The 26,531-nt window shown below is 53.8% G+C and carries 25 protein-coding genes; 11 read left to right on the top strand and 14 right to left on the bottom strand.

Features of this window, described 5'->3' with window-relative positions:
- Positions 1 to 126: 126 nt before the first annotated feature.
- Entirely contained in the window at positions 127 to 681 is a 555-nt protein-coding gene (locus DPF_RS10385; protein WP_083254640.1) for a peptidylprolyl isomerase, read from the bottom strand.
- 184 nt (positions 682 to 865) lie between these two features.
- On the opposite strand from DPF_RS10385, the gene DPF_RS10380 reads away from it, so the two are divergent.
- Entirely contained in the window at positions 866 to 1,804 is a 939-nt protein-coding gene (locus DPF_RS10380; protein ID WP_069859798.1) for a DMT family transporter, read from the top strand.
- Between the two features lie 86 nt (positions 1,805 to 1,890).
- Here the strand turns inward: DPF_RS10380 and DPF_RS10375 are convergent, their stop codons facing one another.
- The 8 genes from DPF_RS10375 to DPF_RS10340 all read right to left on the bottom strand — a co-directional run bounded on the left by DPF_RS10375 (position 1,891) and on the right by DPF_RS10340 (position 12,764).
- Complete coding sequence (locus DPF_RS10375; protein ID WP_069859593.1) at positions 1,891 to 2,445, bottom strand: hypothetical protein; 555 nt, start codon at positions 2,443 to 2,445, stop codon at positions 1,891 to 1,893.
- A gap of 159 nt (positions 2,446 to 2,604) precedes the next feature.
- Positions 2,605 to 4,275, bottom strand: a complete 1,671-nt coding sequence (locus DPF_RS10370; RefSeq protein ID WP_069859592.1) for a DEAD/DEAH box helicase — start codon at positions 4,273 to 4,275, stop codon at positions 2,605 to 2,607.
- A 267-nt stretch (positions 4,276 to 4,542) separates the two neighbouring features.
- Entirely contained in the window at positions 4,543 to 4,908 is a 366-nt protein-coding gene (locus tag DPF_RS10365) for a hypothetical protein (RefSeq protein WP_069859591.1), read from the bottom strand.
- Between the two features lie 59 nt (positions 4,909 to 4,967).
- Positions 4,968 to 6,635, bottom strand: a complete 1,668-nt coding sequence (locus tag DPF_RS10360; protein WP_069859590.1) for a hydantoinase/oxoprolinase N-terminal domain-containing protein — start codon at positions 6,633 to 6,635, stop codon at positions 4,968 to 4,970.
- 146 nt (positions 6,636 to 6,781) lie between these two features.
- Positions 6,782 to 9,496, bottom strand: coding sequence for a PAS domain S-box protein (locus tag DPF_RS13770; protein WP_083254638.1), 2,715 nt, complete (start codon positions 9,494 to 9,496; stop codon positions 6,782 to 6,784).
- Between the two features lie 19 nt (positions 9,497 to 9,515).
- A complete protein-coding gene (locus DPF_RS10350) occupies positions 9,516 to 10,538 on the bottom strand; it encodes an ABC transporter substrate-binding protein (RefSeq protein ID WP_069859589.1) in 1,023 nt (340 codons plus the stop codon).
- Between the two features lie 171 nt (positions 10,539 to 10,709).
- Positions 10,710 to 11,696 (bottom strand): ABC transporter substrate-binding protein, encoded by a 987-nt coding sequence (locus DPF_RS10345; RefSeq protein WP_176724236.1) that lies wholly within the window; start codon positions 11,694 to 11,696, stop codon positions 10,710 to 10,712.
- Positions 11,697 to 11,756: 60 nt separating this feature from the next.
- A complete protein-coding gene (locus tag DPF_RS10340) occupies positions 11,757 to 12,764 on the bottom strand; it encodes an autoinducer 2 ABC transporter substrate-binding protein (RefSeq protein WP_176724235.1) in 1,008 nt (335 codons plus the stop codon).
- 274 nt (positions 12,765 to 13,038) lie between these two features.
- Between DPF_RS10340 and DPF_RS10335 the strand changes: the two genes are divergently transcribed.
- A complete protein-coding gene (locus tag DPF_RS10335; RefSeq protein ID WP_069859587.1) occupies positions 13,039 to 13,245 on the top strand; it encodes a hypothetical protein in 207 nt (68 codons plus the stop codon).
- 426 nt (positions 13,246 to 13,671) lie between these two features.
- Positions 13,672 to 14,145, top strand: a complete 474-nt coding sequence (locus DPF_RS10330) for a PilZ domain-containing protein (protein WP_176724234.1) — start codon at positions 13,672 to 13,674, stop codon at positions 14,143 to 14,145.
- 175 nt (positions 14,146 to 14,320) lie between these two features.
- On the opposite strand, the gene dnaA is transcribed toward DPF_RS10330, so the two are convergent.
- The 3 genes from dnaA to DPF_RS10320 all read right to left on the bottom strand — a co-directional run bounded on the left by dnaA (position 14,321) and on the right by DPF_RS10320 (position 16,431).
- The gene (gene dnaA, locus DPF_RS10325; RefSeq protein WP_369689593.1) at positions 14,321 to 15,685 is read right to left on the bottom strand and encodes a chromosomal replication initiator protein DnaA; all 1,365 of its coding nucleotides are present in this window, start codon (positions 15,683 to 15,685) and stop codon (positions 14,321 to 14,323) included.
- Entirely contained in the window at positions 15,597 to 16,034 is a 438-nt protein-coding gene (locus tag DPF_RS13920; RefSeq protein WP_141721111.1) for a hypothetical protein, read from the bottom strand. The genes dnaA and DPF_RS13920 overlap by 89 nt, the downstream gene beginning before the upstream one ends.
- A 166-nt stretch (positions 16,035 to 16,200) precedes the next feature.
- Positions 16,201 to 16,431, bottom strand: coding sequence for a hypothetical protein (locus DPF_RS10320; protein WP_141721110.1), 231 nt, complete (start codon positions 16,429 to 16,431; stop codon positions 16,201 to 16,203).
- Positions 16,432 to 16,759: 328 nt separating this feature from the next.
- Here DPF_RS10320 and DPF_RS10315 point away from each other — a divergent pair, with 328 nt between their 5' ends.
- From DPF_RS10315 to DPF_RS10295, 5 genes are all read left to right on the top strand, one after another.
- Positions 16,760 to 17,128: a CoA-binding protein gene (locus DPF_RS10315; RefSeq protein ID WP_069859583.1), complete on the top strand. Its 369-nt coding sequence runs from the start codon at positions 16,760 to 16,762 to the stop codon at positions 17,126 to 17,128.
- Between the two features lie 38 nt (positions 17,129 to 17,166).
- The gene (locus DPF_RS10310; RefSeq protein WP_218069983.1) at positions 17,167 to 18,327 is read left to right on the top strand and encodes a DNA polymerase IV; all 1,161 of its coding nucleotides are present in this window, start codon (positions 17,167 to 17,169) and stop codon (positions 18,325 to 18,327) included.
- A gap of 47 nt (positions 18,328 to 18,374) precedes the next feature.
- Positions 18,375 to 19,760 carry an aminopeptidase P family protein gene (locus tag DPF_RS10305; protein WP_069859582.1) on the top strand — a complete coding sequence of 462 codons (1,386 nt, stop codon included), beginning with the start codon at positions 18,375 to 18,377 and terminating at the stop codon, positions 19,758 to 19,760.
- Positions 19,761 to 19,856: 96 nt separating this feature from the next.
- A complete protein-coding gene (locus DPF_RS10300) occupies positions 19,857 to 20,543 on the top strand; it encodes a CBS and ACT domain-containing protein (RefSeq protein ID WP_069859581.1) in 687 nt (228 codons plus the stop codon).
- 147 nt (positions 20,544 to 20,690) lie between these two features.
- Entirely contained in the window at positions 20,691 to 20,978 is a 288-nt protein-coding gene (locus tag DPF_RS10295) for a hypothetical protein (RefSeq protein ID WP_069859580.1), read from the top strand.
- Between the two features lie 130 nt (positions 20,979 to 21,108).
- Here the strand turns inward: DPF_RS10295 and yjjX are convergent, their stop codons facing one another.
- Positions 21,109 to 21,630, bottom strand: coding sequence for an inosine/xanthosine triphosphatase (gene yjjX, locus DPF_RS10290; protein WP_069859579.1), 522 nt, complete (start codon positions 21,628 to 21,630; stop codon positions 21,109 to 21,111).
- A gap of 204 nt (positions 21,631 to 21,834) precedes the next feature.
- On the opposite strand from yjjX, the gene DPF_RS10285 reads away from it, so the two are divergent.
- Positions 21,835 to 22,080: a hypothetical protein gene (locus DPF_RS10285; RefSeq protein WP_141721109.1), complete on the top strand. Its 246-nt coding sequence runs from the start codon at positions 21,835 to 21,837 to the stop codon at positions 22,078 to 22,080.
- A 53-nt stretch (positions 22,081 to 22,133) separates the two neighbouring features.
- Here DPF_RS10285 and DPF_RS10280 read toward each other — a convergent pair whose 3' ends face one another.
- Positions 22,134 to 22,379, bottom strand: a complete 246-nt coding sequence (locus tag DPF_RS10280) for a hypothetical protein (RefSeq protein WP_141721108.1) — start codon at positions 22,377 to 22,379, stop codon at positions 22,134 to 22,136.
- Positions 22,380 to 22,748: 369 nt separating this feature from the next.
- Here DPF_RS10280 and pyrR point away from each other — a divergent pair, with 369 nt between their 5' ends.
- Positions 22,749 to 23,291 (top strand): bifunctional pyr operon transcriptional regulator/uracil phosphoribosyltransferase PyrR, encoded by a 543-nt coding sequence (pyrR, locus tag DPF_RS10275; protein WP_069859576.1) that lies wholly within the window; start codon positions 22,749 to 22,751, stop codon positions 23,289 to 23,291.
- Between the two features lie 141 nt (positions 23,292 to 23,432).
- Positions 23,433 to 26,510 (top strand): hypothetical protein, encoded by a 3,078-nt coding sequence (locus DPF_RS10270; RefSeq protein WP_231702170.1) that lies wholly within the window; start codon positions 23,433 to 23,435, stop codon positions 26,508 to 26,510.
- Positions 26,511 to 26,531 lie beyond the last annotated feature (21 nt).

Below are 26,531 nucleotides of genomic sequence, written 5' to 3'. Positions count from 1 at the left end.
ATCCAGGATTCGGTTCAGGCGGGGGGGCGCCAAGATGCCTGGTTCGCAAGAACACATGGATCACACAAGCAGGAACGCCCCTGTACACGGTCGTGTACAGGGGCGTTTTTCATGTCGCGTGGGTGCCTAATCTTCAATGACCCGGACGTCCAGGATGACCACCGGTTTGGCGGGAACATCCTTGTACCCGGCCCGGGTCGTGGTGACCACTTCTTCTATGGCGTCAACCACGTCAGCTCCCCGGTAGACCTTGCCGAACACGGCATATCCCCATGTGGATCCTCTGGTATCCAAGAACGCGTTGTCCGCCGTGTTGATGAAAAACTGGGAACTGGCCGAATGGGGATTGTTTGTTCGGGCCATGGCAACGGTATACTTGGTGTTTTTGAGCCCGTTTCTGCCTTCATTCCTGATGGGAGCGTTGGTCTTTTTGGGCTGCATGTTCGTGTCCAGACCGCCTCCCTGGATCATGAACCCCTCGATGACTCGGTGAAAGATGGTCCCCTTGTAAAAGCCGCTCTGCACATAGTCCAGAAAGTTATCCACCGTGTGGGGGGCATGCTGCTTGTCCAGTTGAAGAACAATGGTTCCCTTGGTGGTTGTCAGCTCCACCAGGGGATTGTCCGCTCCCATGGCCGAAAACGGGACAAGAATGCACATCAGGGTGATTATCCAGCGCATGATTCCTCCGCAAATTGGTGATGCTCTTGATGGTTGTATAACAGGAAGATGACTCCCTAGCCCGATGGTCGGGCATTTTCAAGCCGGATGCAACGGGTTCCTTGACGGAGACCGGCAAACCAACGAAAAGGATGCGATCGCCAGAAATCAATCTGGCGAGTACTTGCTGATAAAAGAGAGACGGATGTCCAGGATAATTGATAAATCGTACGGAACCTGGTGGCCTTCTGTGGCCTTGCTCACGGCCGTGTTTTTGTGGGGCAGTTCCTATGCGGCCATGAAGGTGGTTGTGGCCGCATTCGGGCCCATGGTCACCATCTGGGTCCGGATGGTGGTGGCCAGTGTGATGTTCGGGGCCATTGGCTGGCGGGAACTGGTTGGCATCCGCTTGCGGGATGATTGGAAGTGGCTGGCCCTGCTTTTTTTCTGTCAGCCCTGCATGTACTTTTTGTGTGAGGGCTTTGCCGTCAAGCTGACCTCCTCGTCCCAGGCCGGGATGATATCGGCCATCCTGCCCCTTATGGTCATGTGCGGAGCGTATGTCTTGCTCGGCGAAAAGAGCGGTCTGCATGTTTGGGCAGGGTGCTTGCTTTCCCTGGCCGGAGTGGCCTGGCTGACCCTTGAATCCGTACCCACCCGGTCCGCTCCCAATCCGTTGGCCGGCAACCTTCTTGAGGTCGCGGCCATGGGGTTTGCAGCCGGGTACATGCTGCTGGTGAGAAAGCTTTCCGGCCGCTACCGGCCTTTTGTGCTCACGGGATTGCAATGCATGGCCGGAAGTCTGTTTTTTCTGCCGGGGGTCATTGGATCGGATATCACATGGAAGGCACCTCTTTGGACCTATGTCTTGCTTTTCTATCTCGGTTCCCTGGTCACCCTGGGGGCCTTTGGCCTGTACAATTGGGGCATATCCCGTGTGCCTGCGGGCAGGGCCTCGGTTTTTGTCAATCTTGTTCCGGTGATCGCCCTTTGCCTGGGGGTGATGTTCATGAACGAATCCCTGAACATGGCCCAGACCATGGCCTGCGTCATTGTGTTTGCCGGGGTGCTGTTATCCCAGATCAGGATGCCTCGGGCACATGGCGGTCCAACGCTCACCCCGGTCAGAAAGGCAAGCGAGTAGCAGGCGGTTTTCCGGCAATACATGCAAAAAGGCAGGCGCATGGCGCCTGCCTTTTTGCATGAGTCTTTTGAAATGTGATGGCCCAGCTAGTGGCCAAAGGATCGGGCGAACAGGTCCTCAATGGCTTGCCTGCCGTTTTCCTCGAGGAACCGGGTTCCTGTGCACGCGATGTGGCGATGGCTGATGACCGGGGGTTCGGCAGCCAGCCAAGCGTTCTTGGTCCATTTGAACCAGGCGTTCTTGCGCTGGCCAAAGACGAACAAGGGTTTGTTGCAGATCTTGGCATACTCGGCTCCCCAGCCGGTTCCGCCCTTGACCGTACCGTCTTCCTGAATGGTTCCCACCACATAGACTTCGCGGCCGCTGGCAATCTGCCAGCAGATGGACTGGAGTACCTTGCGAAAAATGGGGGCCCGGGAATATTCACGGTTCATGAGTTTGGACACATAGGAGAGACTGACGTCCTTTTTGGCCAGTTCTTCGGAAGTGAGGACCCGTCGTCCCCGCTGCCGGGAGATCTTGTGACCTTCAAAGGAAAAATTCACTTCCTGGAGGCCGTATTTTTCAGCCATGGTGCCGAAGGCCTCTTCGGTTCCCTGAGCGCCGCCGCTGTAGACAATGCATTGTTTTGGATCCAGCATGATATCCTCATGGTAGGTGAATTGGTTGGTGATGGAAAGCCCATACTGCCAATCAAGGGATTTGTACAGTTTGTGGAAAAGTTCACGGAGGCGTGCTTGCAGGCTGTTCAGCCACCCGTTTGACCTGCTTTATGGACGCGTTTCAGGCGGTGGATCGTATCACTTCGACGTTTTGAAGGATGCGCTCTTGGTGTGCGTTCTGTCCACATGTTTGCCTGAAGACCGCTGGCAAAACGGGTGCTTGCCCCGCTGCTTGGGCGGCTTGGCTTTGACCACCAGGGGTTTTTTGCCCCGTCCCTGTTTTTTGAATACGTCCAGAATGACCCCGGCTTCCCTGAAGGGAACCGTGATAAAGGAAAAACTGTCCAGAATCTGGACTTCCTGAATGGCGTTTTTCCAGACCCCGGTTTCCTTGTGGATCATGTCCACCAGTTTTCTGGGGGTCATCCCGTTGGCCCGGCCCTGGGCCACAAAAAGACGGGTCTTGCCCTTTTTGTCCACGAGAACATCGCGGATTTCATGATATCCGGATTCGTCGAGTTCATCTTTGAAGGCATGCTGCAGGACCGCTGCGAGCACATCTTCCTCCAGATTGTCTTCGAGAAGATGGGCAGCCATGTCCCTGAAATGCTCCTTGATGTCCGTATCCAGGGACTCCTTGATAAGGGAGATGATCCGGTTCTTTTTGGTTTTGATGATATCTTCGACTTTGGGCAGCCGTTCCTTGCGGATGGTGCTCTTGGTGACCCGCTGGATGAGCAGGAGCCGTCTGGACTGGGCCGGGGTGATAAAGGTGATGGCGGTCCCTTCCCTTCCTGCGCGTCCCGTTCGGCCGATGCGGTGCACATAGGACTCGGGATCCTGAGGCAAGGCGTAATTGATCACATGGCTCAGATCGTTGATGTCAATGCCTCGGGCCGCTACATCCGTGGCCACGAGAATGGTGATATGATGCTTTTTGAATTTGGCCAGAATTTTTTCCCGTTGCACTTGGGAAATATCCCCGTGCAGCCCTTCGGCATCATATCCCCGATCCACAAGACGACCGGCGGTTTGATCCACGTCGTTCTTGGTTCGGCAGAAAACGATTCCGTAAAATTCATCGGCCATGTCGATGATCCGGCACAGGGCCTCGAACTTGTCGCTTTCATTGACCTCGAAATAGATCTGATCGGTCAGATCCGCGGTCATCTCTTTCTTGCGTACCGAAACCACATCGTATTCGCGCATGTATCGTTTGGCGATGGCCAGGATTTCCCGGGGCATGGTGGCGGAAAAGAGCAGGGTGGTCTTGTCCGTATTGGTTGCGCTCAGAATTTCTTCGATGTCTTCGATGAAACCCATGTTGAGCATTTCGTCGGCCTCATCAAGGACAAAATGGGAGATATGGTCCAGGCGCAGGGTCTTGCGGTGGATGTGATCCAGAATTCGTCCCGGTGTCCCCACCACAATGTCCACCCCCTGGCGCAGTCCCCTGAGCTGCAGACTGATGGCCTGACCGCCATACACGGGCATAACCCGGATTTTTTTGCTTCCCTTGAGGGAATTGATCTCTTCGGCCACCTGAATGGCCAGTTCCCTGGTTGGGGTGAGCACGATGGCCTGGACAACGCCCCGTTTTTCCACGGCCTGTTCAATGATGGGCAGGCCAAAGGCAGCTGTCTTGCCCGTACCTGTCTGGGCCTGACCTATGAGGTCTCTGGTCCCTGAAAGGAGTAGGGGAATGGCTTTTTCCTGAATGGGAGTCGGTTCTTCAAAACCTTTTTTCAGGAGAGCTGTAACCGTGTTATCGGAAAGACCAAGGGATTTGAATCGTTCTGAAGGGTGCATGCGTAGGGGGTACCTCTTGGGGGAATCCTGCGTTTTTGAAACACCCGGTTGGAGCACGACGTTGTTTCAGGAACGGTCAAGGATTCGCAGATGAAGTGATGGGGAATGGGACGGTTTCGGAAAAGAGAAGAGCCGGCCTGTTGCAGAAGACGTTGGCAAAGGTCAAAAAAAAAACGGTGTCCGCCTGGAGCCCGGACACCGGATCTGTTCCAACCATTACGCATTCTACAAAATAGGCGAAAGCGGGGGGTGTGTCAAGGAGAATGTCTAGTCCTTGTGGGAATAAATGATCTCAAGGGGATCATTTACACTTGTCTCGGCAAAAAAGAATTCCTTGTCAAAGGGTCCGAATCCTCCGGTTTCAGCAATGCGGGTGAAAAAATCCACCCGGTCATAACGCTTGGAGCGTTCGGGCGTTGCTCCGGTCTGTTCATAATAGGTTGGTTGGCGAAAGGGGTGATTGGAAAGGGTCAGGTCATAGACGCCGATTTCACCTTCACCCGCATCAATTTCCACCCATGCATGGACAAACCAGCCCTCATCGCCGGGAATCCACCCATGGACAACCGTACATGAGTCGCTTTCGCTGGCCACTTCCATGGCAGCAGTAAAACATTGTTTCTTGAAGTGCATAGCCGCTCCTTGCGAACGATACAACAATCCAGATCATTTTGACATGGTGTTCGTAATCCCTAGGGGTTCCCCTTGTCCAGACCGAGCCAGGCTGCGCCCACTGCATTGCCCACATCAAAGTTGTCCGGAAAGACAATGGTGGTCCCGAGTTGCTCGGCCACCTCGGGAAGAACATACCGGGAGCAGGCACCAATGCCGATGATGGGCGGTTTGAGCCTGACGGTGATTTCGAGCAGGGGATTGTCGTTGGTGTGAAGAAAGGAGCTCAATCCCTGGTTGACTTCCCTGCCGGCAACATATTGCAGAATGGTTGTGGCGATCTTGTCCCGGGCCAGGGACAGAACGTGGTTTGACAGGGTTACCGGGTCCATGTCCAAGCAGGTCCCAAGGACCCGGGCTCCAAGCATGGCAAGATCGGTATTGCCGATGGCAATGTGTTGCAGGCAGTGCAGGGCGTCGGTGGGGGTGAAGCCGGTCTGAACAATGGACCGGGTTTTGAGCAGTTGTCCAAGTTCCCTTTCCAGGGCGATTTCTCCCTGACCCATGTGTTGCAGGATGGTTTCAGACGTTGTGGGGCCCTGATCTCTAAGCCAGGCCACAAGCGGCGAGTGGGGAGGTGATGCTGGGTCGGGAACAATCACAAGACTTGACTTCAGTTTCGGACCGAGCTGTTGGATGGCATCCGTGAGATGCGCGACGTCCTGCGGGGACACGTACTGGTCCGCCTGGCACAGGGGAATCACCCGTGAAGGGCCTAGGGTGTTGTTGTCGATTCCAAGGGGCGTGAACAGGCTGTCGCCGCCAACACCCACGGTGAACATTTCCACTGCCTGCACATGGGTCTGCCATTGGCCAATGGTCATGCCGGTGGTGTCCATAACGGGTTTGCCTCCGGCAACCATGGTGATATCCGTTGTGGTCCCGCCCATGTCCACTACCAGGGCCGTGTCTGTTGAGGCGATGTGCGAGCCGAACCAGGCCGTGGCCGCTGGCCCGCTTGCAAAGGTGGATGCTGACTGACGAATGGCCCTGTCCAGCTCGATTTCCGTGCAGTCGCCGCAAACCATGCACACATCTCCCTGGACGCCCAGTTCGTGTAAAGCGGTTCGTACCCCTTGAACAAAGGTCTGCATGATGGGGAGCAGCTTGGCGTTGAGCAGGGCTGTGGTGGCCCGTTCCTTCATACCCGGACGGGTGGATGCCTGATGGGAACAGAACACGGGCTTGTCGTCCAGAAGGGACAGGGCCTTGGCCGCAACCAGTTCGTGGGAGGGATCGGCAAAACTCATCAGCGAAGAGATGCCATAGGCCTGAACATGGCCTTTCATGGCCTTGATGCCGTCGTACAGCTCTTCCAGGCCAAGAGGTTCCCGTTCAATGCCCTTGGCCTTGTGACCTCCGGGAATGTAGCGCATGTCCTCGGCAGGGACATCAAGGCGCTGGTTGAACCCGATGACGAAAAGGCCCACGTCAGCGCCCTTGCCTTCAACCAGGGCGTTGGTGCCCAGGGTGGTGGAAATGACCGTGCGGGCGATGCTGGTAACGGGTATGGTTCCCTTTGCAAGGAGTTGCCGGATGCCGTGCACAATACCGATTCCCGGATTGGCATGGGTTGTGGGCACCTTGACGCTTGCCAGAACCGTGCGGGTGGCGCGGTCCATGATGACCGCGTCCGTATAGGTTCCGCCAGCGTCAACGCCGATGATGCAGGATGATGTGGTGGTCATAAGCGAGAGGATTGAAAGAAGGTGGATACAGAATTTACCAATTATCGCAGGCGTCTCTGTATCCCTTGTGGCCGTGGCAGTCACGAAAAAAATGGGAACTCAGCCGCTGGAGAGGGTGACAGCAGCAAGGCAGGTTGTGAGGCGTATCAGGACTGGACCAGTTTGACATGGTCCTGCTCAAAGGGAAGCTTGATAACGAATCGTGTCCCTTTGCCAGGCGTGGAATCAACGTACATCATGCCATTGTGATTGTCGGTAATGATGAAATAGGACACTGAAAGACCCAGTCCGGTGCCTGTACCCACATCCTTGGTGGTGAAGAACGGTTCGAAAATGCGCTTGCGCAGGGATTCTTCGATGCCTGGTCCATTGTCTTCGATGGTTACTGTGGCGGTATTTCCAGTCTGGGTGATGGCGATGGTGAATGTGGGGGTGTAAGCTGCATCGGCCATGGCCTTCTTGCTCGCCATGGCGTGCGCACCATTCTTGAGGATATTGAAAAAAACCTGCTGGATTTTGCTGCCTTCGCAGGGAATGTCGGGCAGATCCTGGTCATACGTGCGATTTATAATGATGTTTTTGAAATCATAGTTTTTTTTGAGATCGTAATCATTTTTGGCCAATTCAATGGTTACGTCCATGAGCTGGGTGATGTCCTGCCTGGCCATTTCCGAGCTGCCCTTGCGGCTGAAGCTGAGCATATTTTCAACGATCCTGGCTGCCCGTTCTCCCCCCTCGCGTATGGACGTGAGCATCTTCATGATCCGGCGGTGTTCCATGTATTGGTGCATGGCTTCCATGGTGGTGCCGCATGTTGTGGCGACCTGGACATTCTTGGGAAGCTGGGGATCAAAACGCATTTCAATGACCTGTGCCGCCTGAAGAATACCGGCAAGGGGATTGTTGATTTCATGGGCCATCCCTGCTGCAAGCCCTCCCACGGAAAGCATCTTTTCCGACTGGATTATCATTTCCTCAATACGCATCTTGTCGGTGATGTCGTCGATTCTGATGACGGCCCCTTCCACACTGTTGGTAATCAGGGGAAATATCGTGATGTCCGTGAACCGTGATTCATGGTTCAAGGGCAGGGGAACCTTGTGCTTTTCGCAGGACCGCTGGAAATCGATGGCCTGCTGGATTTCTTCGCTTATTTGCGCAAGAACGGGAATGGCCCTGGCCAGAGAGGTGCCCTTGGCAAGATCGGATCTGATGCCCAGTTTGGCTTCGGCCTGCTTGTTCCATTGGGTGATCATTCCCTGGGGGTCCACGGCGATGAGGATGGAGGGCATGGAATTGACGATGTTGTCCAGATACATGCGCAGCCGATCCCGGTCCATTTCCGTGTGTTTGCGGTCGGTTATGTTGGCAATGTTCCCTTCGATATAGGTGGCTTCCTCGGTTTCAACGACACGGGCATTCACACTGACCCAGGCCTTGAAACCGTCCGTGGTAAAAAGAGGGGTTTCAAAATGTCGTCTTTCGGGATTGTCCCTGAGGGCAGAAAACAGCGAGGTTGTTCGGGTTGCATCAATATATAATTGATGGAAGATGGATGGGGCGTCGTGCTGCAGCTCCTTTTGGTCCGTGTAACCGAAAATGTTGGCCATGGAGTCATTGACGTTGCGAAGCTCGCCCGTCATTTCCATTTGGAAAATGCCGTCAGGGGCGTTGTCCACGATGGCCCTGTATTTGTGTTCGGAATCACGCAGGGCCTTGTAGGAGGATTCGAGCTTTTCCGCCATGGTATTGAGTGCCTTTTGGATATGGGCCCATTCATCATGGCGATCCATGACAAGGGGATCGGAAAAATCACCATGCTGGAACCGCTTGATTCCCTCGAGGATAATGGAAAGCGGTGATTGGACATGGGCTTTGACAAAGCGCGTAGTGAAAAAAAACAGGGTGAGAATGATGAATCCGAACAGGGCAAAGACTGCCATGAGAGATCTGCCAACCGCGACATCAATGTCTTGAACGATTTTCCGGCTGCTCTGGGCGATGCGGGCGTCAATGGTTGCCATTTTTTCCAGCAGAACGGCCTTGGATTGGGTCAGGATGTCAATGTGCTCCCGCAGACGCTGCATGCTGCTGTGCAGATGACGGACATTGCGTTCATAGGCATCGCTCTGGAGTGATAATTGTTGTCCGTACATGGCGATATGTTGTTGGGACGTGGTCAGGGTTCTCAGGTGGCGTTTGAAATGTTCCAGGGCCTGGATCAGGGGATGCGATGAGCTCATGGCCATGGAGGAGAAATGGTCAAAACTGATCTGGGCGGCGATGTTTTCAATGCGCAAAAGGTTTTCCCGGTATCCGAACACAAGGAGGGAAAGCTGCTCCATGAAGGAGGTGTCCTCTCCATCAAGGGACTGGCCGATCATGGTTTCGGAGATGGTGTCTTCAAGACGGGACAATGTCGCGTCCATGTCCTTTTCGATGCGTACCCGTTCCGCTATGGATTGATTGACCGTGGTGCACGCATCAAGAAAGCTGCGCATGTGTTTTTGCAGGATCTGCAGATCGCTTTTGATGGTCGGCAGGGTGGTGCGGGATGCCGATTCCTGGATCAGCTTCAGGATTCGATCCCCCCGGGTCAGCAGGTAGTCGCCCTGGCCGTAAAAATTGTTCACCACCAGATTGATGTCCGCAAAGACCTTGGACAGATCACGGGCTACCCGGGAGTTGGCGGCAATTTCCTGGAGATGGTCATTGGTGATTTGGGAGCTCAGCTCCTTGATGCTGTGAGCCGCGATCATGATAACGATGAGTATGGCCAGGCAGGCAATGCCAAGGCCTATACTCAAAAGGGAGAGTCGTGTGCTGATCTTGATGCGGGATTTTTTGTGAGAGCCTGTCATGGTGGACCGTCCAGCGGTATTAGTGTGTATGATTCCGGAATGTTCTGGTTCTCACCAGTGTGGTCCCTCGGAGAGCTGCCGGACGGGGATGCAATCCGAGTTGCTTGATGGCGGTCACGTTGACATAGCGTTTTCCCTCGAGATTTCTGGCAATGGGCAGGAAGGCAATGGGGGTTCCTTTTAACGCGCGCAACAGCATGGATGAAGCCATGCGCCCCTGTTCCTCGCCAGATTGTTCCACCGTGCACAAGGCACCGCTGGCAACGCCAAGGCTTGTATCATTCAGGACGGGAACGGGGTAGCGATCCGTGAAACGGTGTATCAGGGTTTCAAGGGGGATGACGGAACCGTTGGCGTCCTTCACGCCCTCTATGCCCAGAAGAAAAACAGCATCAATCTTTTTGACAAGGGAATCCATGACCGTGGTCATTTCTTTCCAGTTGGCAATGGTCATGAACCGCGGGGAGGACAGGCCAAGGGTTTGAGCGGTCTTGGTGGCCTGATCACGCATGGCATGGCCGGTGGTGTTGTTCGGGGTTATGAAAAGTATGTCGGATATGTTCGGATCGAGGTTGCGGCTCAGGGCAATGGTTTCCGCAATATGGGGGCGTTCGATGATTCCGGAGATATGCTTGGTGGGATAGCCGTATATTGCCGGATCGGCATTGACCCCGCAAAAGATCACCGGAAGTTCCGCCTTGTTCTTGAGGTAGGGCAGCACAAAGAACCTTTGGGCGTTGTCGTCGGCAGCAATGACGCCCGAAGGACGCAAAGACCTGAACAGGTCATAGGCTTCCCGAGCCTTTTGGGACGTCTTGGGGAAATGTCGTTTGGAGTCGAGGTAGAAAAAGACCGGAGTGCACTGGGCCCCAAGGTGCTGCTTGATGGCTTTGCGCAGGGATATGCTCCCGTAATATGACTCATGATAGCTCATAACCACCAGAACAGTGCATGCGTCGGGCACCAGGGCCCGGGGTGCTCCATGGATGGGCATGGCAAGCACGCCAAGAAGCAGTAAGGTGGTCAGCAAAAGTTGTTTCATGGTATGGTCAGTGACCGGGAAAAAGGTGTCTGTACAAAGCGTTTTTGCAGGCTGGTTGTGGTTTTAGCGATTACCTTGCATGAAAAATGGCCAGATTGTCTTTCTGGGCCTGCCAAAGTTTACGGCCTGGGATTGGCGTGCAGCCGCATCCCAAACAAACGGTTGATATGCTCATGGCTTGGGCAGAACCAGGCGCGTTCCAACCAGGACGGCGGGCTTGGGGTTGATCCCCAAGGCGCGCATGGCCGCGATGTTTAAGATGCGTTTTCCCGGAATATCCGTCCTGATGGGAATATCCTGTATCGGTGTGCCATCAAGGGCCTCACGCAGCATGGATGCGGCGATCTTGCCCTGAATATGTCCATCCTGGGTTACTGCCAGAAGGGCTCCCTGGAGAACCTGCCGCTCGGTTGCCCCGAGGATGGGCTTACCAAAGGCCAGGTCTATGCGTGACAAGATGTCCCTGGCCAGCAGGGGGGTCCCTTTTTCATCAACCAGTCCGTCCAGGGACGCGACAAAGAGAAGATCGGTTTTGCCGCGCAGGTCCGCAGCCATGGTCAATGCTTCCTCAAGGGTCGCCGGCTGGTTGATGGAGATCAGTTGCAAGGGAAAGGTCCGGCTTTGATCGTGAATCTCCTGTACGAGTCCCTGCTGGGCTTCGGTTTCCCGGAGCATGAAGGCCACGGAATACGCGTTCGGGATGAGCATTCTGGCAAAGGACAGGGTTTGGGCAAGGTGATGACGTTTGAGAATGCCGGTGACGTTTTGGGCCGGATACCCATAGGTCAGGGGGGACTTTTCAACGCCCACGAAAATGGTGGGAAGCGCGCTCTTGTCCTTGATGAAGGGAACGACAAAATGGGCCTGGGCAGCGTCATCTGCTGCCAGGATGCCTGCAAGGGGGGTGTGCCTGAATTTTTCGAAAATCTGCTTGCCCTTGCGGGACAAGGCCTGGGGGTGTGTTGTGGCGTCCATGTACTCCCACGAAAGATCGCAGGTTGTACCAAGGACCTCTTGGATGCCTGCGGACAATTCCTGGACCCAGGGACAGTCTTGTTCATGGCTCATGACAACCAGGATGTGCGGTTTGGAGGCCTTGGCCGGCATGGCTGTCCCTGGGCCCACCAGGACCGCTGACACGCAAAGGAACAGAATCATAAACGGGTATGGAAGAAAACTTTTGGTCATGGCAGGCACTGTGTCCGGATGATGGTTGTGTTAAAATGAGGCTTCATTGATGTTCTCTGCATCAAAGGAAATGGGATCGCCCGGAATGATGAACAGTCCCCTGGAGTCCTTTTGGGGTACAAACGTACCCAGTTTACCGGCCGCAAAGGGTTTGCCAGCCGCTATTCTGCCCCGGGCGAGATTGTACGCGGTGTAAACGCTCAGGTACCCGTGATTGGGAACGTCCCATGCCCAGAAGCGTTTGACAATGCCGTTCTTGACATAGGGCTTCATGATATTCGGCGTGGAATTACCGGTCAGGGCAATGGCCTGTTCGCGTTGCAGGGAGGCCAGGGCCTGGGCCGCACCCGGAAGATTGGGTGCACCAAGGGCGATTATTCCCTTGATGGCGGGAAAGTCGCGTATGATGCCCTTGGTGATGCGCATGGCGTTTTCCGTGTTTTCACCAGCCGGCCGTATGGTTGCTATGGATATATCCGGATAGGACGTGGCAATGGTCTGTCTGATGGCCTCGATCCAACGTGACTGGTTGGGGGCGGCAAAGCTCGTGGTCACGATGGCGATTTGTCCACGCGGGCCCATTTGCTGGACAAGGGTTTTGACCAGGTTGTGGCCGAATTTCTGGTAGTCCACGAGATTGACAAAGATCTCACGAAAACCCGTATCAGCGTCCCAGCTCATGATATGGCAGCCCTGGCTGGCGGCTTTTTTGAGTATGGGTTGTATTTTTTGGGCATCATTGGCGGCCACGGCAATGACATCGGGCCGCAGGGGCAGGATTTTTTCAATGAGTCGGATCTGGCGTTGCACCAGGGGCTGGGAGGGACCGATCCAGATGACGCGGGCATCGGGAAGTTCTGCAGCCGCCTTGTCGACTCCGTCGCGCTTGACGGAAACATAGTAGGGAATGCCCACGATCTTGGGCATGATGACGATGGTTACTGTTTGTTGCGCCAACACTTCAGATGGGTCGGCTGCCAGCAGGATGCACAAAAGGAAGATCACACAAAAGGGACGATGAGTGCTCCACGGGTGCATACGGGGTCCTTGAGCAAAAAGTACACGATGAAACGCAAAACAAGTCATGACGCGGCAGTCTTGTCTGGCTGGTTGAAGGCAACTTGTGTACCTGCCTATCATGTTTTTGAGGAAAAGACACCCTAAAAATGAAGTTACGGAAACGTCATGTCCGTGCTGATCATCCCGTTCCCACGGGAAGGGTCCTTGGCGTAACGCGCCGGTGGCTGCAGAAGGATCCACAGGGGTCGCGGGGATATTTTGTGTTGTTTTTTGCATCGGCCGGGACCATGGTTTGATTGATTGCGGAAAACAGGTGGTAGGGTTTGGCGAGGATCTTGGTAGGGTTTTGATCCTGGGCAGGACAAGCTGGGCAAACCAGGCAATCTGGTTTGTCCAGCATCAAAAGTCTGATAATTGGGGACAGATGGCTTTGGAAATGTCTGATGAAAGCCGTGTGAAACTGTTTTTTATGGATACCTTGTTCAGCGTTTCCGGCTGATTGGCAGGGAGTAATGTGCCAGGTATGAGTTTGTAACTATTTAAGATAATGATATAAATAAAAATGCTTTAACCTGTGCTGCAGGCAAAAAAAATCATGGTGGTTGCAATGTGTGTGATTCGGCATTGATTTTGTATGACTGGAGGTAAGGGAACGTTATCATCTGCAAGAGGGATGCTTCCCAAAGAAGATATGGCGGGATGGCTGTCTGGTTCAGGGGACAACCAAAGGTAGGATTTGTGCAAGTGAACCTACAGGGTAGGCCTACATGAAAAAGATTTTTTAAGAAGGCTGTCCTTTTTGATGAGCGTATGTTAAGAAATGTCATACATTGCAAAACAAAAGTGTCAGGCAGATATCGGCTTTTGTGTCGGATTGTTTGGTGACAAGAAGATCAACCACGGGGGAAGTATGGGCAAAGATGTCATGATTTCATTTCGTACCAACGGGAAATTGCGCGAGGCTCTCAAGCGCAAGGCCAAGGAAGAAAAGCGTTCGCTCTCGGCCATGATCGAAGTCATTTTGTACCAGAAGATGGCGGAATTTCCCACTGCCAAGCCTTCGGATCGCAGGGGTTACCCGCGCAAGAAGGATACCCTGCCAGTGATCATCCGGGCGGGCAATGGAAGTGGCAAGGTTGTGGAAGGCGGTACCATCACCAATATTTCTTTTGGTGGCGTACGCATCAATATGCCCAAGGATGTTGCTCACCGCATTGTGGAAGAGGAAGGAGAAAAGGATTTCGATATTCTGTTCACCTTGCCGGATGAACCTAAACCTGTTTCTCTTCGGTGTCAGGTCAGGAATGTGGCCGAAGCAGGCGATACCCTGATTGTTGGTGCCACATTTTTGCAGCCTGATTCTCCCAGTTGCCAGTCGGTGCAACGGCATCTTATGTAACCGGCCTGTATAATAACACATTGCCCCTGATTCGGTCTCTGCTGACAGCGGCAAGTCCTGATTGATCCCCGCATCTTGGTATGGCTCACGCATACGTGATGAGCCACATCAAGATGCGGGTTTTTGGTTGATCAGGAAATGTGCAGGTAGAGGGAAAAGGAAGGGCGAGACAAGATCAGCAGGCGACTTTGTTGATGGTTTGCTCGAGCTGTAAACCAATGTGGGTTTTTTTGGAGATCTCGCGTTTGACAAAGTTGATGCCCTTGAGGACGGTGGAATGGCGTCTGTTGAACTGTTTGCCGATTTTTTCAAGGGAAAGATCCGTATACTTTCTGGCGAGAAAAAAAGCCGTATTCCTGGCCAGGACATTTCGTTTCTTTCTGCTTCTTGATGCCAATTCCTGGGCTGAAATGTCATAGGCTTTGCAAATAAACGAAACAATCTGCTGCAAATCCATCCCGGTTATGCTACATTCATAGTTTTGCAGGATCTGCAAGGCCATTTCCTGGCAGATGTTTTCCTTGAGAAGTTGCGCCTTGAGAATGAGGTTGTGCAGGCAGCTTTCCAGTTGTCGCACGTCCTTGCTGAGTTTATAGGCAAGCAGTTCTTCCACGTCATCGGGAATGACAACATGGTACTTTTTCGACTTGTAGCGGATGATACGAGCTCTTGTTTCAAAGTCGGGAGGAGTGATAGTGCTGATGAAGCCCTGACAAAATCTCGAGGAAAGTTCCGGATTGATGCGATCAAGATCCTTAGGAAGACACGAAGATGTTAAAACAATTTTTTTTCCGTGTGATTGCAGAGACTTGATTGTGGCAAGCAGCTCATCCTGCATTTTTTCTTTACCCTGCAGGAAATTGATATCTTCCAAAAGAAGAATATCCGTGTGATCCCTGTAAAGTGCCTTGAAATGATCAATGGTTCGGGATTTAAGGGCATGGACCATCTGGTTGGCAAATTCTTCGGCTGTCAGGTAAATGGTCCGAATATGGTCGCGGTTGGAAGCCTTGGCAACAGCCTTGCCAATGGCCTGAATGAGATGGGTTTTGCCAAGGCCTGGTCCGGAACAGAGAAACAACTGGTCCGAAGCAAAGGTTTGGGTGGCAAAATTGTGTGAAGCCATGAAGGCCATTTCATTGCTTTGGCCGACTACAAAGTCGTTGAAGGAAAATTTCCAGGAAAAATCTGTACGCACCGGCTTTCTGGGTAGAATGGGGAGGCCAAGGTGCGTTTCCTGAAGGGGTTGAGTTGAGGAACCCGACAAGGTGTGGGGCGCCGGGCTGGAGGATTGTTTTTTGGTGGTTGCTCCATGGACCGAAATGGAAGGCGTAAATCCGAGAACCTCTTCGGCAGCCTTGACAATGGCATCAAGGAGTCTGTCCTTGACCCAAGACGCCACAAAAGAATTCGGGGCGGTCAGCCGAAGGGTTCGGGAATCGCACTCGCCCTCAAGAGGCTTGATCCAGACCTGGTATATGCCAGGGTTGAGGCGGTTCTTGAGATTTGTTTGTATGACGGGCCATGAATTGTTCATCATGGCTGGGGTAATTATCGACAAAGCATATGCGAGGCAAACGGAATTTTTCTGTACTTCCTGAACTTGCTTCTTTTTTTTTATACAAGTTAACCACACGTATTTTAAGTGCTTTTTTTATACTCCGCATAGTTGGCGCAAAAATGACATATCCCTGTAAACCCCTATGTGGTGGGGTTTTCGGGATGCCGACGATTTTTTTTCCACAAGTTGTTGGAAAATTTTCCACATGCTTATTTTGATTTTTCTTTAGTTTAATCCGAATTTCAAGAATATTTTCCAAGTCATCAGTGGAGGCTGCAAGATTCTTTTCAGTTACAGACGGAATTATTTTCTGATAATCCAGCAGCATGTTGTTGTTTCCTGCAGGCAATGCGTATCAGAGAGAGTATCGCGTAACACGCTCGCAATGATCCCTGGTACAAGGTCGTGAACAACCTTACCTTTGCCGGGATTTCGGTTCAGTCCTGATTTCAAGGAGCGCAAGGATTCAGCCCAGCCCCACTTTGGGATATAGCTTATGCTGTTTCTTCTCTGGGTTCGAACAGCTTGACCAGCTCCGTGAAAAGTTGCGGGATTTTATCAGGATCTGCTGATGCCGATCCTGCATAAATCTTGGTGATGGCCAGGGCATGGTCGATGCCCGTGGTTTTACCAAAACCTGAATTGAAATACGAGTCCAAGCGTTTGAGCAGATATTCTTCCATCATTCCTCCCAGCAGGATGTGCCGCATTGACGAGAAAAGCATGTTTGCCCGGAATGCACGCATGCATTTGGCAGCAGGCATACGCCAATGTGGTGAGGAGAACAAGACCATACCATTGTTTTGACGAGCCTTTCATGCAGCAAGGAGTCTTTTGGAGAAGGGCCTAAGGCCTCGGGGATCGGTCCAACGGGTTGACGTTGGAACTTGCCTTGGTGAGGACAATTCCGTAGGTGTAGCCAATATGGCAATTTTCCCCCGGCCAACCGTCATTTGGTGTCATAGGGGGCGGATCACGTTATGATTTCGGCTGGTTGCCTACAAAGAACAGGCACCCGGGATCAACCATCCCTGCAAACAGGCTGGTGAACCAATGGCAAACAAGACAACTCTGGTAGTTGGGGCAAGTCCCAAAACGGAACGCTATTCCAACATGGCCCTGCATATGCTCAAGGAGTATGGGCATGAGGTTCTTGGAGTCCATCCGACCCTGGACGACATTGATGGTATTCCCTGTAAACGGCGCATCGAGGAGGTTGATCAGCCCATCCACACGGTGACCCTGTATGTGAGTCCCCAACGCAGCGAATCCATGCAGGATGCCCTTGTGGCCCTTCGTCCCCGGCGGGTCATTTTCAATCCGGGTGCCGAATGCGAACCCCTCAAGACAAGGCTCCAGCAGGAGGGGATTCACTGTGAAGAGGCCTGCACCATGGTTCTTTTGAAAACCGGTCAATATTGAGATCCGGAAATCGTGATGAACAGCCTGATGAGGTTGCCATGATCCTGCATCTTGATATGGACGCCTTTTTTGCCTCGGTGGAGCAGGCGGATAATCCGGAATTACGGGGCAAGCCCGTGATCATCGGCACGGGATCCCGCGCTGTTGCCTCCACCTGTTCCTATGAGGCGCGGGCCTTTGGCGTGCGTTCGGCCATGCCCTTGTATAAGGCTCGCAGGCTCTGTCCCCACGGGATCTTTCTCCCGGGGAGGATGCACAGATACAAAGAGATTTCCCGGACCATCTTCAAGCTCCTGCACGAGTTTTCACCCATCATCGAAAAAGCCTCCATTGACGAGTGCTATCTGGATATTACGGGCACCAGCAGGCTGTTTGGTCCTCCAGCAAGGCTTGCCCGGCTCATGCAGCAGCGCGTTTGGGAAACATGCAATCTGACCTGTTCCATCGGGGTGGCCCCGGTGAAATTTCTGGCCAAGATCGCCTCGGACTGGCACAAACCCCGGGGAATCACCATTATCGAGACGGAACAGGTTGCCCCTTTTCTTGCCCAGCTGCCCGTGTCGAAAATTCCCGGTGTTGGTCGCAAGACCTTGCCACTGCTCCAGCGACTGGGTATAGTCTATGCCTCTCAAGTTCTTGATTTTTCGAAACAATTCTGGGAAGATCGATTGGGCAAGCAGGGGGCGGTGTTGTATGCCAGGGCCCAGGGAAAGGATCCCGGCAGGGTGGTGACCCAAACGGCCAGAAAATCCTGCAGTGCCGAAAACACCCTGGCCGAGGACACCTCGGATCCGCACCTGTTGCGTTCCTGGCTTTTGACCCAGAGCCGCGATGTGGCGAGTCAATTACGCCGTATGGGGGTCAGGGGACGCACCATCACCCTGAAGATCAAGTTTGCGGATTTTACCGCCATGACCCGGAGTAAAACACTTGCCGCTCCGACCCGATCCAGCGGGATCATTTTTGAAACAGCCAGCTTGCTGCTTGAAAGTTGTTCTCTGGGCAAACAGGTACGCCTGATCGGTGTGGGGGTATCCCAGTTTGCAGAGAACACGCCGGGATTGCCGTTTTTGCAGGATCCCCGCAAGGCCAAGCTCGACAAGCTCGACGAAGCCATGGACGCCATTGCCAAACGTTTCGGAGAAAGCATGGTCCAGTCGGCATCCCTGCTCACCTTTCAGGAGCGTACCAGGGATTGACCGGATCACGGCTGCACCCCTGTTGCCACTTTTAACCGAGTATACACATGTTTGAGCCACATATCTATCGACAACGACGTGACACCCTGTGCCGGGCCATGGGCTCCGGCATCCTCTTGTTTGTGGGCCATGAGGCCGTGGCGGTGAATGCGCCCGACCATGTTGTTCCGTTCAGGCAGGACAGCTCCTTTCTCTACTATTTTGGGCACAATGTGCCGGGTTTGGTGGGGATCATGGATGCCGGGTCCGGCAAGCATCTGCTTTTTGGGCCCAATCCCGATCCCGAGGCGTTCATCTGGACGGGGCCGCAACCGAGCATCCAGGACCTCGCCCTTGCGGCGGGTGCGGACGAGGGGCTGGATATTGCCGTATTGCCGGGACACCTGAACGCGTTGATGCAGCACCATGCCGTGGTTCACTTTTTGCCACCCTACCGGCCGGATACCAGGATTGTGCTGGGGCACTTGTTGGATCTGCCCTTGGAATCTCTGGATGAGCGGGCTTCCTGCGATCTGACCCGGGCAGTCATTGCCCAGCGCAGCGTCAAGTCCGACCTGGAGATTGCCGAGATCGAAGCAGCCCTTGACATTTCTTCGGCCATGTATGCCCGGGTCTTTGCCTATGCCTGTCCCGGACGGACGGAGCAGGAGGTCAAGGCGGCTCTTGAAGGGGAGGTCCTTGCCCGGGGCAGCAGAACCTCCTTTGCAAGCATTGTGACCACCCGGGGGAATGTCCTGCACAATCACAATGCCAATCGCACCCTTGCTGCCGGTGATCTGCTGCTCATTGATTCGGGTGCCGAGTCCCCCAACGGGTATGCTTCGGACATCACCCGAACCTTTCCTGTTGGCGGTGAGTTTTCCCCGCTGCAAAAAGACCTGTATGCCATTGTGCTGGAAGCCCAGAAACGGGCCATTGATGCCCTTGGTCCGGGGGGCATGTTCGTGCATGCCCACATGGAGGCGGCCCGGGCCATTGTCCAGGGACTCAAGGACATGGGGGTGATGCAGGGGAACACGGACGATGCCGTGCGCGAAGGGGCTCATGCCCTTTTTTTCGTACATGGCATCGGTCACATGCTGGGGCTTGATTGCCATGACATGGAAAGCCTGGGCGAGGATCTTGTGGGGTATGATGCAACGATTGCGCGAAGTACCCAGTTCGGATTGCGTTCCCTCCGTCTTGCCCGCAAGGTTCAGCCGGGATTTGTGGCCACTGTGGAACCAGGCATCTATGTCATTCCCGAACTGATCGCCTCATGGCGCAGTCAGAACCGGTGTGCCTCTTTTATCCGCTATGATGCCATCGAACGGCTGAACGGATTCACGGGGATACGCATTGAGGATGATGTGGTGGTGGAGCAGGGCGGAGCACGCGTTCTTGGCACACCCATTCCCAAGGAGCTCTGGCAAATGGAGCAAATTGGGGGTTGATTTTTCGGGCATAGCAGGACATTGCTTTTGCTGTACGTCCCGGCAATCGTTGGTCAAACTCGTGACGCTTACCAAATTTTTGAGGAGGAATCTCATATGCTTGTGAAGAATTGGATGACCGAAGGCTGCATCAATCTCAGTGGCGAGACAACGGTCCTTGACGCCAGTGACATCATGCGCAGGTCCAATGTACGACAGTTTCCTGTCATTGACGACGAAGGTGCACTCGTGGGGATTGTTTCGGACCGTGATATCCGAGATGCCATGCCATCCAAGTATCTGCCCGGCGATGTGGTTCCCAATCAGGAAAACAATCTGCTGACCTTGAAGGTCAAGGACATCATGACGGTGGACCCTCTGGTCACGGCACCCGATGAGACCGTGGAAACCGTTGCAGCCATCCTGTTACAGAATAAGATCGGGGCGTTGCCCGTTGTGGGCAAGGGTAACGCTCTCGTGGGGATCATCACCGAGGTGGATGTGTTCAGATATCTGTGCGCCACGTCGGGTGGTTCCATCATGGCCGGCATTCAGCTGATCTTTGAGATCGAGGATACGCCTGGCGCGGCTATTGATCTGTTGAGCTACCTGCGCGGAGAAAAGATTCGACTCACAAGTGTTCTGACTTCCTATAAAAATGTGAAAAAGGGCTATCGCAGGGTTTCCATCAGGGTCCAAAGTACGGGCGAACATTCCCTTGAATCCTTGGCTGATCTGTTGAAGAAAAAGTTCACCCTCACCCATTATGTCAAGGATGGCCGGGCCGTGGCCATGCCTGCCTAGCCATAGCAGGCCGGTTTGAACCCCTGCGGGGCGACGTTGCCGTTGTCTGGCAGCAAACAGCCCGCCTGCCTGAACATTGCGGTCAGGCAGGCGGGCTGTTTGGGCACAAGCTCTTCCAATCAGTGAGAAAGGAGTGTTGACGTCTCCATGAAACCTCTTGATCAATTGTCTTTGTATGCGTTCTCCGATGTTTTAAAACGTATGGAGCACCTTTATGAGAGCGATCCCCAGCTGTATGAGGATTTTCTCGGCGAAGTGTGCGCCGAGTTTCCCCTGGTCCGGGATTACGTGCTGGCCATTGAGCACATGGCAAGCCAGGGTGCCGACAAAAGGGCCATTCAGCAGGCTGATCTCAATATGCGCCATCTGATGGCCCTGTGGATCATGACCGAGGAAAAGGACCTTCCAGTGAGCACGGAAAGCGGGCCGTATTGATTTTCTGGGCGAAGCTCCGGGCAAGCCCTGCCCTCATGAAAAATCGATGAACCGCCAGGCCCCAGATAAAGGCCCTGGCGGTTCAATGCGTTCTGGCGTTGTTGCTTCGGGGGAGAAAAGGGAAGCGGGTTCAGATGTCCATGCCTGCCAGGGCCATGAGCACGGCCGGTTTGGTATATTCCATGCGGGTAACCCGACCCTGGGTCATGATGCCGATGATCCCCTGATCATACCCGATGCGCGGATGGTCGGACATGCCTGATGCGTTCACGGCCTGGTCGAGTTCAAGGCCGCGCACGGTTACGTGCTCGACAACCTTTTCGGGCAGTTCAAAGGCAGGGCCAAGACCGGTATAGGCCGTGGTTCCATCAAAGATGACGCAAGCCGTCAGATTCATGAAGCCAGTTCGGGTCAGGGGCACGGGAATGATCCCGGATTCAAGACCAATGCCCCAGTCGCCGTGACAAAAGGCTTCCCGGGCGCGATTGCGGGCCCCGAGGATGGTTTCTTCAAACCCGCGTGGCTGATCGGGAACTCCGGAATCTGCCTTGACGGCCTGGATTTCGGCCGAGGCCAAACCGGGAATGGTCTTCATGACTTCCTTGACTGCCTGCAGTTTGACCGGATTGTGGGAACCGAGGATGATGTGCATGTCGATCTCTTGGCGGATTATGCCCGAAACAGTGTCAAAAGACGGAAAATCCTGCCGGTTGGAGATGAGTGACTTTAACCAATATATTGATATGTATCATTAAAATGATATTGGAACAGGGCTTGAAATACATTCCTCCAAAAGGGAGGCATCATGATGCAAACTATGGGAATACACACTTCCACATGTGCTGAAACACATACTTTGAGCTCTCGTCAACATCCGGAAACCAGGCAGACCCCTGCGCAGCCGACCAGTGATCACATTGAGCTGCGTTCGTCCGGAGACACCTTTGCGGATATGGACGCTTCGCAAGTCAAGTGGGACAGCGCCGACATGAACACTACTTTGGACATGATACGCTCAGGTGCAGGGATGGGCATCCATGGCCATCTTGATCCTGCAAGGGTGGCTGGTCTGCTGGGTGATGCCAGTATGATAAGCGTATAATCTCCTGCAACCCGAAGTTGCAGGAGATGGTGAGCCGGGTTGAGCTGACCGGGTCATTGTCTGGGAGTTGACAAAATCGCAAATGCCGCGCGGCAAATCGCCGTAGCGGCATTTTCATGTTCTTGGCGGACGAGGGTCCCCTGTTCATCGGTGAAAATGGCAGCCCAGTTGTCGTGTTCAATGTCTTTGGGACAAAGATCCTTGAGCTTGAAAGTATAACCGAGTGTTTGGAGTTTTTCCGCAACGGTCAGGGCCAAACTGATATTGGTAGCAAAAGGCACATCTGCTTCCTGATTCATGAAGGCGGCCATGGCGCTGTTGAGCCGGGGGGGGGCTGTATGGGTCATGAGATACTCCTTGGTCAAAGGCAACGTGAACACCACTCCTTTACGTGTAGGCATAATAAAAGAGGGCGCAGTATAAGGTGGTTGGTTTCTTGGCACCGGGAACATCCCGCGTCAACCCCGCACGCAGCTCTCCAGGTGGCGAGATTGTTCGTTTTCTTGACAAAATGTCATGTTTGTTGCCTTGATAGGTCGGTGTAAGCAGCAAGGCATCGGGTCGTTCTGCTGTGGTGGAGAGGACCACGTGACCCAGGAAACGGGTTTTGTCACCATTATGTGCTTGATTTCACAATATCTTGGCCGTATCAGGGAATCGGAGGAAAAATGGCAATTGAAAAACAGATAGTTACGGAACAGGAAATGCAAAGAACCATCGAACGGCTTGCCTGTGAAGTGCTCGAGCGCATGGGAGATGGCAATGATCTGGTTCTTGTGGGCATTCAGCGGCGGGGTGTGGAGCTGGCCGATCGGCTGCGCGGCATCATGGTGGCCAAAACCGGCACGCCCTTTACCATGGGCAAACTGGATATCAACCTTTACAGGGATGACTGGACCTCGAGAAGCGGTGTGCCCTCCATCAACAGTACCCATCTTCCCGTGAGCATCAAGGATCGAAATATCCTTCTTGTGGACGATGTTCTGTTTACCGGCAGAACCATTCGGGCCGCCCTGGAGGCCATCCTGGATTTCGGTCGGCCGCGAAGCGTCCGGCTGCTTGTGCTTGTTGACCGGGGAAACCGGGAATTGCCCATTCAGGCCGATTTTGTAGGCAAGAAGATTCAGACCGGACTGGACGAACAGGTGGATGTTCGGGTTCGGGAGGTGGACGGTCAGGACAAGGTTGTTCTTCTTGCCCCGGGGAGCTGAAATCTGAAAGCAGGGAAGAACCCGGGATGACGGCATGTGTTGTATCGGTCCAACCGGATGACCTGGCGCTTATCAGATCGTTCACATTTTTTTCTGCCATGAGATATCGAACATGTATGACAGCCTTGGGGTGGTGATTTGGTGAAACGTTCTCGCTTTTTTTTCGACAACAGGGATTATGAACTGCTGGCCATTGTGCGGGATGTGCTTGAGCGCGATCCTTCCTTGCAGGAAGTGCGGACCCTGCTGGGCGCACATCTCCATCCTCACGGCATCAAGGAAATGGCGGCTTCCAGCGGGCTGCGTATTGCCTATGCAGCCATCCATCTTCTTGGATCGCTCCAAAAAGGGCAGGCCGGACAGCGGCTTGATGCCTTGCGTACCTTGCATGCCGAGGCCCTGTCGCGGGCTCACAGTACACTGCGCAAGAATACGGCCAGGGTCCTTTTGCAGATCATGAAGGAACTTGTCCGGGCAGAGGGTGATGATGAGCGACGGCTCATGCTGGCCAGGGATTTTCGGGCCGCGGCATCGGGCAAGCCCAGGATCATCAAGAACGAACTGGCCAAATATCATCTTCTGGAAATGCCCGAAGAGTGGAACCAGCTGGCCTTTGATCACCATGTTCATGATTTCAATACCAAGGGACGCAAGTCGCCTACCCACCTGATCATGGATGCCTGGATCAAGGGGATCAGGAATCTCACGGTGGTCTACTACAATTATGTTAAGCCCGATGTGGTCACCGAGCTGCTTGAAGCGGCCTCCATCATGGACATCAAGGTGCGCATAGGCATTGAACTGCCGGCCCTGTTCAGGGGCAAGTACATTCAGATTGTCTGGGCACCGCGCGGATTTACCGATCAGCAGGACTTCATCAATTTTTTTTCCAAAATGCCGGTCAGGGAATTTTTCAAGGAACAGCAGCGCGTTTTCGAGTATCAGCAGCGCTATACCTTTGAAACCCTGGACGTGTTCAATGCCAGGCACCGCCAGACCATTTCACAGCTTTACGGGATCGATTGTCCCACTCTGGATATCAAGGGGTTTCTCGAGTTCGTGGGCGTTGGTCAGGTTTCCCTGTATCATCTGGCCAAGTACATCTACACGCTGCTCATGCCCCTCATGCACCAGCGTGTGGAAGAGCTTCGCGAAGTTTACAAGGAGGCCGATCAGGACGAGCGGGAAAGGATATCCGCCCTTGTCACCGAGATGAACTGCATTGATTCGGAATCGATCATTGCCCGCTGGCTTGCGCCCCGCAATAATCCCGAAGTGCGTGATCCCCTTGTGTATCGGGAAGATGATGACCTGCCTCCGCTGTTGCGGCTTTCCGCCCAAGAACTGCTGACCATGCTTGCCCACCTGCATTCAGGCTACAAGGCAACGTTGAAGCTGACCAACCTGTTTGTCGAGGATGTTCTTGAGCTCCTCTATGATTGCAAGGGCATGATTACCCACCTTGAAATATGCAACCTCAAGGATGTTACCGAAGGAAAGACCTCGCCCGATCTTTGCACCATCAATGAATTGCAGCTGGCCCTCAATCATGGAAATGTGGTGGAGCTCAAACGCATTGTTCATTCCATTATTGAAAAATTTGATGACAACAGGGTTGGTCGGCCGGGTGATCCCCAGGATGCAAGAAAGGTGAAGCTGGTGGAGATCCTTTTTGATATTGAAACCCTCCAGTCCTATTATCGCGATCTGGCCCTTAAATCGAGAATAGGCAGCGATTCCACGGGGCGTTCCCGCCATCTCCACGGCATGGGGCTGGTTATCGAGGATACGGTGCCGGCGCTGGCACGGGGCAAGGATGGCCGTGACCGGGAACGGATTCCGGTCACCGCAACCGTGTACAAACGCATCACCTATATCCCCAAGACCAGCTTCATGCATTTTGCCAATGCCTTCTACAGGATGATGCGTTTGCTCCCCGGAGGAGGCTGGCTGGGCTACACAACCATCAAGGACTGGGTGATCAGGGACTATGCCCTGCATCCCGGTCTTCAGGGGAATATCACCACCCTGGGAGGCATTCAGAAGGAATGTGACAACGGGCTTGTACTTGAAAAACCAGCTCACAAGCCTGATCGGCGCATCCCGTTCAAGTATCTGAACAGCGGGCTCAAGAACGTGCTCAAGGTGCTCATCGGGTTCATTCCGGCGTTTTTGACCTTTGCCCTGACCAAGGATTGGTGGCTTCTGGCTTACTGCGGGGCCTTCATCTGGTTTGGCATCACCGGATTGCGCAACATTCTCCAGTCGGTTCTGGGCGGCGGGGGATTCAAGCGCTCCCCCCTGTTGCGCTGGAACAGTTACGTAAGCTGGGACCGGATCACGGATTCATTGTTTTTCACGGGATTTTCCGTTCCCCTGCTGGATTATCTGGTCAAGTACCTGCTGCTCGACAAGACCTTGGGGATCAATACCACGACCAATCCGATCATGCTCTACACCATCATGGCCTTGGCCAACGGATTGTACATCACGAGTCACAACCTGTTTCGGGGGTTGCCCAAGAGTGCTGCGTTTGGCAATTTTTTCAGATCCATTCTGTCCATTCCCCTGGCCGTGGCCTTTAATGCGATTATCGGCGGCATCCTGACCATGGGGGATGTCCAGGGAGTGAACATGATCCTGCAGCGCTGGGCCGCGGTCATTTCCAAGGCGGCCTCGGATTGTGTGGCCGGCGTCATTGAAGGGTTGGCCGATCGCGGCAACAACATGCGCATGCGCTTTCTCGACTACAAGGAAAAGCTCAATCAGCTTTACGAGACCTTTTCCTGTCTGGAACTCCAGTGCCCGGAAGTGGATCTCCTGGAGGTTCTCAAAACACCCAAGGAATTTTTGTGCCTCATTTCAACCCAGGGCAAGGAGCTTGAAACCCTGCTGTGTGTCCATGCCCTGGATTTCCTGCATTTCTGGATGTACAAGCCGCGGGCGCGCAGCATGCTCAAACGGCTCATGCTGAACATGTCGCCGGATGAGCGGCGGATTTTTGTGGGATCGCAGAAAATTCTCCTGCGCAAGCGGGAAATCAGCCAGATCTTTCTCGACGGGCTGGTGGGCAGACATTTTTCAAAGCCCCTGGCCTTTTATCTGGACCGGTCGGGAGAATATCTCGAAGCCCTGAGCCGTCTCAACCGCAACATCGAGCAGAGTCTTAAGTGGAGAAATTCCAGGTTCGGTTTTGTCTCGACCCTGTTGACCAGGTAAAGCCTAACATGGTGGGCCCGG

It is taken from the genome of Desulfoplanes formicivorans (assembly GCF_001748225.1).
GTDB classification, from domain to species: Bacteria; Desulfobacterota; Desulfovibrionia; order Desulfovibrionales; family Desulfomicrobiaceae; genus Desulfoplanes; species Desulfoplanes formicivorans.
Note: the sequence above shows the minus strand (reverse complement) of the source record. Positions and strands in the feature narration are given on the sequence as shown.